The 12,690-nt window shown below is 47.6% G+C and carries 11 protein-coding genes; 6 read left to right on the forward strand and 5 right to left on the reverse strand.

What is annotated here, in order from left to right; translation table 11 throughout:
• Positions 1 to 13 precede the first annotated feature (13 nt).
• The 3 genes from ACEYCN_RS00695 (at position 14) to ACEYCN_RS00705 (ending at position 3,266) form a co-directional block, all read left to right on the forward strand.
• Positions 14 to 514: a hypothetical protein gene (locus tag ACEYCN_RS00695; protein WP_373712383.1), complete on the forward strand. Its 501-nt coding sequence runs from the start codon at positions 14 to 16 to the stop codon at positions 512 to 514.
• 404 nt (positions 515 to 918) lie between these two features.
• A complete protein-coding gene (locus ACEYCN_RS00700) occupies positions 919 to 1,665 on the forward strand; it encodes an ABC transporter ATP-binding protein (protein ID WP_373712384.1) in 747 nt (248 codons plus the stop codon).
• Entirely contained in the window at positions 1,662 to 3,266 is a 1,605-nt protein-coding gene (locus ACEYCN_RS00705) for an ABC transporter permease (RefSeq protein WP_373712385.1), read from the forward strand. The genes ACEYCN_RS00700 and ACEYCN_RS00705 overlap by 4 nt, the downstream gene beginning before the upstream one ends.
• 33 nt (positions 3,267 to 3,299) lie before the next feature.
• Here ACEYCN_RS00705 and ACEYCN_RS00710 read toward each other — a convergent pair whose 3' ends face one another.
• Genes ACEYCN_RS00710 through ACEYCN_RS00730 form a run of 5 tightly spaced genes read right to left on the reverse strand, consistent with a single transcriptional unit; the run spans position 3,300 to position 7,357 of the window.
• Positions 3,300 to 4,058, reverse strand: coding sequence for an amino acid ABC transporter ATP-binding protein (locus ACEYCN_RS00710; protein WP_373712386.1), 759 nt, complete (start codon positions 4,056 to 4,058; stop codon positions 3,300 to 3,302).
• A gap of 9 nt (positions 4,059 to 4,067) precedes the next feature.
• The gene (locus ACEYCN_RS00715) at positions 4,068 to 4,748 is read right to left on the reverse strand and encodes an amino acid ABC transporter permease (protein ID WP_373712387.1); all 681 of its coding nucleotides are present in this window, start codon (positions 4,746 to 4,748) and stop codon (positions 4,068 to 4,070) included.
• Positions 4,749 to 4,756: 8 nt separating this feature from the next.
• A complete protein-coding gene (locus tag ACEYCN_RS00720) occupies positions 4,757 to 5,449 on the reverse strand; it encodes an amino acid ABC transporter permease (protein WP_373712388.1) in 693 nt (230 codons plus the stop codon).
• A 9-nt stretch (positions 5,450 to 5,458) separates the two neighbouring features.
• Positions 5,459 to 6,340, reverse strand: coding sequence for a transporter substrate-binding domain-containing protein (locus ACEYCN_RS00725; RefSeq protein WP_373712389.1), 882 nt, complete (start codon positions 6,338 to 6,340; stop codon positions 5,459 to 5,461).
• A gap of 12 nt (positions 6,341 to 6,352) precedes the next feature.
• The gene (locus tag ACEYCN_RS00730; protein ID WP_373712390.1) at positions 6,353 to 7,357 is read right to left on the reverse strand and encodes a uroporphyrinogen decarboxylase family protein; all 1,005 of its coding nucleotides are present in this window, start codon (positions 7,355 to 7,357) and stop codon (positions 6,353 to 6,355) included.
• A 229-nt stretch (positions 7,358 to 7,586) separates the two neighbouring features.
• Here ACEYCN_RS00730 and ACEYCN_RS00735 point away from each other — a divergent pair, with 229 nt between their 5' ends.
• The 3 genes from ACEYCN_RS00735 (at position 7,587) to ACEYCN_RS00745 (ending at position 12,660) form a co-directional block, all read left to right on the forward strand.
• The gene (locus ACEYCN_RS00735; RefSeq protein ID WP_373712391.1) at positions 7,587 to 8,507 is read left to right on the forward strand and encodes a LysR family transcriptional regulator; all 921 of its coding nucleotides are present in this window, start codon (positions 7,587 to 7,589) and stop codon (positions 8,505 to 8,507) included.
• 88 nt (positions 8,508 to 8,595) lie between these two features.
• On the forward strand, positions 8,596 to 9,297 hold the full coding sequence (locus tag ACEYCN_RS00740) for an ABC transporter ATP-binding protein (protein WP_373712392.1): 702 nt from the start codon (positions 8,596 to 8,598) through the stop codon (positions 9,295 to 9,297).
• Positions 9,298 to 9,306: 9 nt separating this feature from the next.
• On the forward strand, positions 9,307 to 12,660 hold the full coding sequence (locus ACEYCN_RS00745; RefSeq protein WP_373712393.1) for an FtsX-like permease family protein: 3,354 nt from the start codon (positions 9,307 to 9,309) through the stop codon (positions 12,658 to 12,660).
• Positions 12,661 to 12,690 lie beyond the last annotated feature (30 nt).

Here is a 12,690-nt window from a genome sequence, read left to right on the forward strand (position 1 = left end):
GAGTATAATAACAGTGAAAGCTATATTTAAGGGTAACTTATTTCGAGCAAGTCGTTATCAAGGAAAAATTAGAATCGGAAGTAATAAAAAATTAGAGGGATTTGAGGAGTATGTAGATGTTCTTGGTAATCTGCACAAGGATCACTTTGTCAGGTTACTTGATGAGAGTGAACTAGACTATCTTTATGAACTTTCTTACGAGCTAAAGTATCAAGGTCGGTGGTTTCATCTCTTTACTGCCTTGAATTCTCGAACAATTTTTGAAGATTATTATGAGATAATTCTAAGTTTTCTTGATACAGAAGAAAAAAAACTAGCAGAAGAACTAGATTTTGAGAGAACAGATAAGTTTTATTACACTAAACGAATCTACCGTAAGGATATTGAAGCCTTAAAAGTCATAGAAATCCCGCAAGGCATTTTCTCTTCACAGGGAAAGAAAGAGATCCTCCTTCAAGGAGAGGCTATTGATACTTATCTATCAGAAATTGTCCATAATGATGGGGTGAATTAGCATTTTTAATTTGAAAAATAGCTAACAAACTGATGATTTGGATTGAATAAAATTTTCAAAGACCGTGCAATTTCTAGTACGGTCTTTGACTTAGTCACAGACTAGGGGCTATCTCTTAAGAGGAGTGAACCTGCAGGTTCAGGGTGTCGACGATGATTTTCAGTCGAAACTGCAGAAGATGAGCTTGGTGGAGATAGAGGAGAAGTACGGGAATCTCATCAGGATTTGACGGATGTAGATTCAGCCCTTTCTATGAATTGGGTAGGACTTTGCACATATTTAACCACATATGCAGTATATAGATTTCTGGTTTTTCCTAGATAATCAACCAGAAAAGGAGTATAATAATATACAACATATTAATATGTAAGTTTGCTAGCTGTTGAATAGAAGGAGGAGATACTATGATTCAGTTTGACCATGTTTCTAAACTCTATGGAGAGTTTGCGGCCCTTAAGGACTTAAGTTTAAGTCTGGAAAATGGGGAGATTTTTGGCTTGATTGGCCATAATGGGGCCGGGAAGACGACTTCCATCAGTCTCTTGACCTCCATCATCGAGCCAACCTCTGGCCAAATCTTGGTGGATGGCTTGGAACTGAGTCAGCATCGGGATGCCATTAAAAAGCGGATTGCCTATGTGCCTGATTCGCCAGATATCTTTCTCAATCTGACTGCTCGCGAGTATTGGAACTTTTTGGCTAAGGTTTATGGAGTGGAGTCTGAGCTGGCTCAAGCTCGGATGGACACCCTCTCTCGTCTCTTTGATATTCAAGACCGCCAGGATGAGACCATCGACAGTTTCTCACACGGGATGCGGCAGAAGACCATTATTATTGGGGCCCTGATTCCAAATCCTGATATCTGGGTCCTAGATGAGCCTTTGACAGGCTTGGATCCGCAGGCCTCCTTTGACCTTAAAGAAATGATGAAGGAACATGCCCAAAAGGGCAATACGGTCCTCTTTTCCACCCACGTTTTGTCCGTCGCCGAGCAGCTTTGTGATCGGATTGGTATTTTGAGAAAAGGGGAGCTGATTTTCGTGGGAACCTTGGAAGATCTGAAAAACAACTATCCAAATAAGGACCTGGAAACCATCTATCTGGAATTGGCTGGTCGCCAAACAGAAGCAAAGGCAGGTGAGGAGGAATGAAGTGGGCCAATATCTGGGAATTAACCAAAATCAATATTCTTTATTCCAATCCGCAAATTCTGGAAGCCATCAAGAAGAAAAGGGCTAAAAAGCCTGAAGGCAGATTTTCTGCCTACAAAAGCATGATTCGTCAACAGTTGGTCGGCATGCTGATTATGCTGGTGGTTTATTCCTATTTTTTCATCGGAATTGATTACCGCTCTATGCCGGGCATGTTTACCGTCCAGCTGACCATGTTCATGATTGTTTCCCTGGTCTATGGTTTTACCAGTTTCTTTGCCATCTTCTATGATAGTAATGATACCAAGCTCTATCTACCCCTGCCCCTGAAGGCTGGGGAGGTCTATCTGGCCAAGCTCCTTTCAGCTCAGGGTTCGGTACTAACCTATTTAGCTCCCATTATTCCGCTGTTGGGCATCTCTTACTGGCAGCTGACCGGTTCAGCCCTTGGCCTTCTTTGGGTTCTGCCTATGGTAGCCCTGATTCTCATCTTTATCAATCTTCTGGGACTGACCCTGATTCACTTTATAGGAGAGTTGCTGGTTCGTAGCCCTTATAAAAAGACTATTTCGGCTACTCTGATGACTGTCTCAACGATTCTAGCTGTCGGGATTATCCTCTTTGTTCAGTTTAGCAGTCAAAACCAGATGCTGAGTGAACATCCGACTGACATGCCTAATATCTTTCTCCTACGGGGTTTTTATGATATAGTGGTCAATCCTCTTAGTCCAGAAGCTATCCTGAATTTCGGGCTAACCCTCTTGCTGGTAGCGGCCCTCTTCGTCTATGTCTGGCGGCAGGTGGTGCCTTCCTATTTCCGGCAGATTTTGGCTATGGAGCATGTCCAATCCAAGAAGAAGGTCAAGAAAGCAAGTGCTGTCAAGGACTTGACCCTCCAGCAAACTCTAAGGAAACACCATCTGTCCACCTTGACAGACGGTACCCTCATTGTTCAAAGTTACATCATGCCCCTGCTATATAGTTTTATCTTTATTGGGCCGATTACGAATGGAGAGTTTTCATTTTCCGATATTCCCTCAGAGTTTTTTGGTGTCGCCTTCTTGGTCGGGTTTATCTTTGGTGTCTTCTTTGGTAGCCCCAATAGTTTTGTAGGGGTAGCTATTTCACTAGAGCGGGAAAATTACACCTTCCTCAAGACCCTGCCTATTAACTTTAAGAGCTTTTTGGTGGATAAGTTCTTACTGATTTGCTTGGTCCAGCATGGTTTACCATTTGCGGTTTACCTCCTCATGCTCCTCTTTTTCTTAAAACCACCATTTCTGTTGACTCTCTTTTTCCTATTGGGGGTTCTAGTCGCCGCAATGGTATCTAGTCAGGCGGTTTACTGGCGGGATTATCGGCTCTTGAGTCTTAACTGGCAGAATGTCAACCAACTCTTTTCCCGTGGGAAAAGCAATCTCTTGGTAGCCTTAGGCACCTTTGGCCTCATGATTGTGGGAAGTCTCTTGACCTTAGCTGCTGTCATGCTGGCCCTCTACACCAATATCATGTTGGTCAATCTCGGTATCATTGTCTTGATTTTGGCCCTAGCTGCAGGTTTACAGGTTTGGTTCTACCGAGGATTTTGGAAAAAATTATGATAAAAAAAGCCTAGTTTAGGCTTTTTTTGCTTGTTAAATAACGGGGTCAATCTGCAATTCAGGGATGATACGGGTCAAGAATTGCTTGGTTCGTTCTTCTTTGGGGCGGGTCAAGAAGTCCCGGGGATGGCCTTCTTCGATGATCCGGCCATTTTCCATAAAGAGAATATGGTTGGCCACATCACGGGCAAAGCTCATTTCGTGGGTCACGACAATCATGGTCACCCCTTCGGCAGCCAACTCCTTCATGACAGTCAGAACGTCTCCAATCAATTCTGGGTCCAGGGCCGAAGTCGGTTCATCAAAGAGGATGACATCAGGTTTGACAGCGATGGCCCGGGCGATGCCGATTCGTTGCTGCTGCCCCCCAGAGAGCTGGCTGGGATAGGCATCTTTGCGGTCCAGTAGACCAACCTTGGCCAAGGCCTCCTCTGCGATCTTGATGGCCTCTTTTTTGGGAATTTTCCGGGCAATGACCAGCCCTTCGAGGATATTTTCGATGGCCGTTTTATTGGCAAAAAGGTTGTAATTCTGGAAAACAAAGGCTGTTTTTTTGCGGAGTTCCAAAATCTCTTTTTGCTGAATTTTGGCCAGGTCATAGGTGTTACCGTCCAAGGTTAGTTGGCCCTTATCAGCTTTTTCCAAGTGATTTAAGGTCCTTAAAAGAGTGGTTTTACCAGATCCTGAAGGTCCAAGAATAACCACCACATCTCCCTGATGGACAGTCAAATGGACACCATCCAACACTTTCTTATTTCCAAAGCTTTTTTCAATATTGCTTGCAGTTAGCATGAAGACCTCCTAGGCGATGGCGGCACGATTTTCCAGCCAAGAAAAGAGGAGCTGAATCATGCCACAGATGATGATATAAATGATGAAGATAACAAAGTAGGACTCAAAATATTGGTAGCCATAGGCTGCCTCGATTTTGGCGATGGCTGTGATATCTTTGACTGTCATGACAAAGACCAGCGAAGTCCCCTTGACCAGATTGATGACCAAATTACAGAGATTGGGTAAGGCTGACTTGAGAGCCTGGGGGAAAATGATACGCCAGTATGCTTGAAAATGGGACAAACCAATGGCCAGAGCGGCTTCTAGCTGACCTGAATCTACTGTTAGAATGGCTGATCGAATAATTTCAGACAGGCTGGCTGTGGCCATCAGGCTGAAAATAATGAAGGCATAAAAAATGGGAGGAATATCAAAGACATTGATGCTTGTTGCTTGCAGCAGACTGTTTAGAATACTGGGCAAGAGACTATAAAAGAATAGAATCAATAAGATAGGAGGAGTGGACCGGATGAACGTCAAATACAGAATGGAAAACTGGCTGACCCCCGGCCAGCGATAAATCCTTCCCAGGGCCAAAAAAAGGGCAGGCAGAAAACTCAAAAGGATGGAAACCACCATGATTCCTAGAGTGACTGGAACCCCAGCCAGGGCCTTGAAGAAGGTCTCAACAATATATGTGAAATTCATATTTCCTCCTAAGTACGGACGTTATCGTATTTGGCCTCGATTCCCTGACTGACTAGGGCCAAAAACAGAGCCAGCCCCCAGTAAATCAAAGCCACTGCTGTGTAGGTTTCCAGCGAATAGTTTCCCATATTTTGACCGATGATGAGATTCCCAGTTCCCATCACATCGGCCAAACCAATCGTATAGGCCAGGGCGGTGTCCTTGAGCAAATTCAAAATGGCATTGGAGATATTGGGCAGGGCAAAGCGCAAGGCCTGGGGGCAGATGATGCGAATCAGGGTCTGACTTGTTGTGAGGCCGATACTGAGTCCAGCCTCTAATTGCCCCTTGGGGACGGCTAGATAGGCTGACTTAAAGACCTCAGAGATAGAAGCGGCAAAAAGTAGGGTCATGGCCAGGAGAACAAAGACCGTCCTGGACCAGCCATTGACGTCCAATCCTAGCCACCAGTTTAAAAATTCCGGCAGGCCATAGAAGACCATAAAGAGCAGGACGATGGGTGGTGTACAGCGTAGTAAAAAGATGTAGCCCCTGGCCAGTCCAGCCAGGCCCTTTTCTTTGGAAAGCTGGGCCCAGGTCAAGAGGAGCCCCAAGAGGCTTCCCAAAAAGATGGTCATCAGGAGAATCCAAAGCGTTAGGGGCAGGGCCTGAATCAGCTGCGGTAAAACATCAAAAATATAACTTGGTTGATAGGAAACCATTCCTTCCTCCTAGTCTGTGACATAGGAAAAGACATCTTCTCCAAAGTATTCTTCCGATAACTTGGCAATGGTGCCGTCAGCCTGCAGTTCTTGAATGGCTGCATTGTATTCCTCAGCAAAGGCTGCATTTTGGTCTGATTTGTGCAGGAGTGGGTAGGTCTTGATACCTTTGTAAGGGAACCAGGTCAGCTGGTCGGCATACTGATGATAGGGACCATCTTCTTTGAGGACCGCATTTTCAAAGGACAGTTTGATGTCAAAGTAGGCATCATACCGCCCTTCCAAGACCCAGGCGTAAGCATCAGAGTTCTTGAAGATTTCAGCTTCTGTCAGTTCAATAGGATTTTTAGCTGTTTCATTGTATTCTTGGATGACATTATACTGAGCATTCTGAGGGGAAATGGGCACCAGCTTGCCATTGGCAGCGGCAAAGCTATCGATGTCTGTGAATCGGCTCTCATCTTCCTTGCGAATGGTAAAACCGATGATACTCGCTGCAATCGCTTCTTCAGGAATGATAAATTTCTCAGCCCTTTCAGTAGTGTACCAGGCTCCCTTGGTTCCAATATCGTATTTTCCAGATTCCAAACCAATCAGCAAATCTTCGTCACTGGTCCCTGTGTATTCGAATTGGTAGTTGGCCAACTTTTCATCGACGGCCTTTAGGACGGCAACTTCAAAACCATCACTTTCTCCCTTGTCATTGATAAAATCATAAGGGGCATAGCTTTGGGTGTGGGCTACCTGCAGCGTGATGACCTGATCAGATGAGGCAGTCGTTGAACTGGAACTAGTTCCTGTTGAAGTTCCTGTTAGTTGACGGCCGATGAGGGTTGCCGCTGCGATGAGGGCCACGGCTCCCCCTGCGATATACCATGTTTTCTTGCTCATATTTTCTCTCCTTTATTCTGCCAATGCTTCCCTGACCCAGGCAATGCGGCGGTTGTCAATATCGCTTGGAATGGTGCAATCCGCACCGATGATGATGCCTTGCTGGCCATTTTCAGCGACCAATTCTCTGGCTTTGGCTTGAATATCTTCCTTGCTTCCTGTATAGAGTAGGCCTTCCTCTGTATTTTCAAAACCACCTAAGACAGTCTTACCGCCAAATAATCTTTTCCCTTCTTTTAAGGAAAGCCCTTCTGGGCCGACAGCCCAGTTGACAACCTGAACGGGATAATCTTTGAAGATGGTCACATCGTTGCTGGCTCCCTTGTAACCGCAGATGTGCAGGATGTTTTGACCATGAGCCCGATTGGCAGCCTCCAGCACAATCAGGTCACTCTCCGAGATATACTCTGTGTAGTCTTGACTGCTAAAACCAGGCACCTGAATGGTCTGGGCGCTGTAATAAATACCATCCGCTCCAGCTTCTGTGATGATTTTTTTCACCAGGGTAGCCAGGTCCTGAGCAATGACTTTTAGGACATGCCGGAAGGTTTGAGGGTCTTCTTTTAGAAAGTTTGCAACCAGCTCATCACCGAAGGCTACCTTGTTTGAAATCTGCCATTTGAGATGGGTCAAGGGAGCAAAAATATTATAAACAGCCACAATGTCTTCGGTAAAAGTAGCCCGCACCTCCTTGACCAATGCAACTTGCTGGTCAAACCAAGGGTGCTCGTCACCGATGGACTCAATAGCTGCCAAATCCTTGATGGAGCGTACCTGATCTGTAATCAGGGGATTGGGGTAGGAGAAGAAGCCATCACTCATAATCTTGACAAAGTCAGGCTGCACCTCTTGGACAAAGCGCTTGTGACCAGCCACATTTTTGACGAAAATGTCTGGATTTTGAAAGCCATTAAGCAACTCATCTTCTTCAGCAAAATGGTACCAAAAACCAACTGGCACACGCTCCACCTTTTCTCCCTTAAAGGCCTTTAGGACTAATTCTCTTTTAGTTGTCATTGTTGTACTTCCTTTCTTTTTCAACATGCCCCTATCTTATCACTCCCGTCCTAGCTTGCATAATCTATATTTTTAATAGTCTGTTATAAAAATCCCTTATTATTTTTAGGATTTATGGCCCGCTATAAAGAAAACTTATGGGGTCTTTGGTTTTTTATATAGGGATGTTTCTTATCTTTCAGGCCTCCATTTGTTATAATGGCAAAAAGGGATGAGGAGGGCTTGTGTCATGAATTTGCAGCAGTGTCGGTATGTCGAGGTCATTGCCCGTTGCGGGTCCTTTAACCAGGCCGCCAAAGAACTCTTTGTGACCCAGCCCAACCTCTCCAGTTCTATCAAGGATTTGGAAAATGAACTGGGTGTCCAGCTCTTCATCCGGTCCAATATGGGGGTCAGACTGACTGAAGACGGTTATGATTTTCTGAAATACGCCAAGAGAATCATTGGCGAAATGGATTTGCTGGAGCAGCGTTACCAGTCTACCTTCAAGAAAAGTTTTACGGTGGCCTCCCACCACTATGATTTTTTGTCCGTTCCCTTGGCCACCATCGCCCAGCACTTTCAAGAAGACTATCAGGAGTTCCAGCTTCTGGAGACCACGACCAAGCGGATTATGGAATATGTGGCCAGCTTTGAGGCCGATTTGGGTATCATTTACTTAAACGAGGAAAACAAGCACATTTTGGAGCGGGCCATTGAGCACCAGGACTTAGAATTCACCTCCCTGGGCGAATTTCCAACGAGGATTTTCCTGCGTCGGGACCACCCCTTGGCCACAAAGACAGAAATTGCCGAGTCTGAATTGGAAGGCTACAACCAGGTCCGCTTTCGCCAGGAAAAATCAGGCCTCAACTTTGATGAAGACCCCTTAGAAGTCCAGCACAATCAAGGTATTTTGTATAGCAATGACAGAGGAACCGTCATGAATCTCCTTTGCGCCACCGATGCCTATGCTTCTGGTCTGGGCATTGTGGATGGTTTTATCAAGGAGCAGATCGTCATCATTCCCCTCAAGGACAGCCCGCCCCATACCCTGGGCTATGTCACCAGCAAGCAGAAAAAACTGTCACCTATCTGCTCCGCTTTTATCCAAGAAATTAAAAAAAGTCTGAGCAGTCATCAGGAAGGACTGGACCTAGATAGGGCATAAATCTGCTCAATGGTCCAGCCTTTCTTTGAATTATCAGGCTTTTTAGATTACAATAGTAGTAGAAATCGCAAATAGAAAGAGGACAAGCATGGCCTATATTGAAGTCAGGCATTCAGCCAAGCGCTATGGAAGCGGGGAGCAAGAGATTATAGCCAACCAAGATGTGACCTTCGACATTGAAAAAGGGGAGTTGGTCATCATTTTGGGTTCCTCAGGGGCGGGAAAATCCACCCTGCTCAACATCTTGGGCGGTATGGATACCAACGATGAGGGTCAAGTCATCATTGATGGAGTCGACATCGCTCAACTCAACTCCCATCAGCGGACCAATTACCGCCGGGATGATGTCGGCTTTGTCTTCCAGTTTTATAATCTGGTGGCCAATCTGACTGCCAAGGAAAATGTAGAACTGGCCTCCGAAATCGTCAAGGATGCCATGGACCCCGTGGACATTTTGACAGAAGTAGGACTGGGCCATCGCCTCAACAATTTTCCTGCCCAACTGTCGGGCGGTGAGCAGCAGCGGGTGGCCATTGCGCGTGCGGTGGCCAAGAAGCCTAAAATCCTCCTTTGCGACGAGCCGACTGGTGCCCTTGATTACCAGACAGGAAAACAGGTCCTCCAAATCTTACAGGATATGGCCCGCAAGCAGGATACAACGGTCATCATCGTGACCCATAACAGCGCCTTAGCTCCGATTGCGGATCGGGTCATCCACATGCGGGATGCCACCGTCCAGTCCATCCAGCTCAACCCAGCACCGCAAGATATTGCGACCCTAGAATACTAGAGGAAACCTATGAAAAAGAAAATCTATTGGAAGGATATTTGGCTGACCATCCGTCAGTCAAAGGGCCGCTTCTTTTCCATTTTTAGCCTCATGATGATTGGGGCCATGGCCTTGGTTGGCCTTAAGGTCACCACACCCAATATGGAGCGGACCGCCCAGCTTTTTGTTGATAAGACCCAGATGCTGGACTTGGCGGTCATGGCAGATTATGGCCTGGATGAAGCGGATGTACAGGAGCTGAAAGACCTGCCCCAAGCCCAGGTGGAATTTGCTTACCTGACCGATGTCACCATCAAGGACACCTATCAGGCCGTAAGGATTTTTTCCCAAACGGACAAGATTTCCCAGTATGAGCTGGTTTCAGGTCACCTCCCCCAAAAGGAATCAGAAATTGCTCTGGCGACCAGCCTGCAAAAGGACTACAAGATCGGCGATACCATTTCTTTCACCCTGGGTCAGGACAGCCCGCTCAAGGCGGAGACCTTTACCATCACAGGTTTTGTCCACTCCTCTGAGATCTGGGACCAGACCAGTATCGGCCAAACCACCGTCGGAACAGGAGAGCTGACAGCCTATGCCGTCACCAGCCCCCAGGCCTTTGATTCGGAGGTCTATATGCTGGCTCGGATCCGCTATACCGACTTGGCTGAGGAGCCCTATTACAGTGCTGCCTATGAGAAAAAAATCAGTCAGCACCAGCAGGATTTGGAAACACTGCTGGCTGATAATGGCCAGCAGCGATTGGAGGTTCTCAAAGCCAGTGCCCAGGAGGCTATTCAGGACGGTCAGGCAGAAATTGCCCAGTCTGAGCAAGACCTAACAGAGGCAGAGCAGAAAATCAAGGACGGGGAAAGCCAGCTGACTCAAGGCCAAGATCAGCTCCAGGCTGCCAAATCTCAAATAGCCAGTGGCCAGGCCAGCCTGGCCCAATCCTGGCAGGAGTTATCTGCCGCCAAGGCCCAGCTGGACGCCACCTATCAGTCCCTGACCAGTGCCAAGGCCCAACTAGATAGCAGCAAGGCCCAGCTGGATGCCAGCAAGCCTCAGCTGGATGCAGCAGCCCAGGAACTGGCCACCGCCAAGGCCCAGCTAGAAGCTAAAAACCAAGAACTCAACCAGGCAGCAGCCCAGATTTCAGAAGGCCAGTACCAACTTCAACTGGCCAAAGAGGCCCTGGAAGGGCAAATTAACCAGCTCCTCTTTGAGGGCAAGGACCCCTATTCCCTGCCAGAAATCCAGGAAGCCCAAGCCAAAATCCAGGCCCAGGAAGCCAGTTTAGCTCAGGCTATCCAGGCCTATGAGGCTGGTTTTGCCCAGTACCAGACAGGCTTTGCCCAATACCAGGCCCAAGAAAGCTTTTATCAGGCTAGCCTGCAAGAGTATGAAGCCGGCCTAGCCCAATACCAGTCTGGCCTAGCCCAGTATGAGGCAGGCTACGCCCAGTATCAGTCCGGTCTGGCTGCATACCAAGCCGGTCTAGCCCGGTATCAGGCAGGTCAATCTCAGCTGGATAACTCCACCTCCAGTCTCTCCCAGGAGGAGAGTAAACTGGCCCAGGCCCAAGAAGAATTGGATGCAGCCACACAAACCTATGAGCAAGAAGCTGGAACTGCCCAGAGTCAAATTCAGGCAGCCAAGGAGGACCTGGCCCAGGCCCAGACAGAACTTGATGGCATGGAAGCACCAGCCTATCGGGTCTATAGTCGCTCCACACTTCCAGGGTCAGTTGGCTATGAAAATTACAGGGAATCCACTTCCAGTATCTCCTCTATCGGCAATATCTTCCCCCTAGTCCTCTATCTAGTGGCTGCACTCGTGACCTTTACCACCATGACCCGCTTTGTGGATGAGGAGCGCCACCAGTTGGGGATTCTGGGAGCCCTTGGTTACAGCAAAAGTCAGATTGTGACCAAGTTTGTCATCTATGGATTAGTCGCTAGTTTGGCAGGAACCCTGGTCGGTATCCTTCTTGGCAATGTCTTCCTATCCCCCATGATTGGCAATATCATCGCCAAATCAACCGTTATCGGTCAATCCAACCTCTACTTTTATTCATCCTGGACCCTCCTGGCCCTAGGGCTTGCCCTCCTTTCAGCCGTCCTGCCAACCTACCTAGTAGCTCGCAAAGAATTAACCAATGAACCAGCCCGGCTCCTGCAAGGCAAGCCACCAGTTGCTGGTTCCAGGATTCTCCTTGAATACCTGCCCCTTATCTGGAAACGACTGACCTTTACGCAAAAGGTGACAGCCCGCAATATCTTTCGCTACAAACTGCGCATGTTTATGACCATCTTTGGAGTGGCAGGCTCGGTAGCCCTGCTCTTTGCTGGCCTAGGTATCCAGTCCTCCGTTTCAGGTATCGCAGAAAGGCAGTTTGGCGATTTGCTTTCTTATGATATCCTGCTGGTGCAAAAAGAAGATGCCAGCTCGGAGCAAGTGGCGGAAGTGACAGAGGTCCTTGAGTCAGACAAGGTCCAAAAAGCGGTCCAGCTCCAGTCAAGCAGATTGACAGAAGAACCAGCAGGTCTGGATGAAACCATCAGCATCAACCTCATGGTTTCTGAGCCAGAAGAGTTGGCAGGCTTCGTCCACTTGCAAGAAAGAGGCGGGGACAAAATCGATTTGACCGATCAGGGAGCGGTTTTGACAGAAAACCTGGCCAATCTCTATGGGGTAAAGGCAGGGGATGCAGTCACCCTTCACATCCAAGACCAGACGGTCACCGTTCAAGTCGCAGCCATAGCAGAAATGTACACCGGCCACTTTATCTACCTGACCCCAGCCTACTATGAAGAGGTGACCGGTCAAGCAACTCAGAAAGATGCCTATTTCATCACCTCTAAAGAGCAGACTCCAGTCAAAATCAAGGAATTGGCAGCTCAACTCTTGGCCCTCAAGGGCGTTGAAGGCCTGGTTCAAAATACCTCCTTGATTGCCATGATTGAGCAGGTGGCCGACTCCCTTCAGTCTGTCATGATTATTTTGACTGTCCTGTCCGTCCTTTTGGCCATGGTCATCCTCTTTAATCTGACCACCATCAATGTGGCAGAGCGGGTCCGCGAATTGTCTACCATCCGCGTTCTCGGCTTCCATAACAAGGAAGTGACCCTCTACATCTACCGGGAAACCATCATCCTGGCCATGATTGGGATTGTGCTGGGCCTTGGTGCAGGCTATGCCCTCCACAGATACATCCTCAGTTTTCTGGGTTCTTCCACCACCATGTTCAATCCCAGCGTTCCGCTTCAGGGCTATCTGATTCCAGTCATCAGTGTTCTGGCCATTCTAGCTGTCCTGGGCGTCTTGGTCAACCACAGACTCCGCCACCTGGACATGCTGGAAGCCCTCAAGTCGGGGGAGTAAGAAAAGACTATGATTGTCAAAAATGAGAAG

It is taken from the genome of Streptococcus sp., from assembly GCF_041802885.1.
Lineage (GTDB): Bacteria > Bacillota > Bacilli > Lactobacillales > Streptococcaceae > Streptococcus.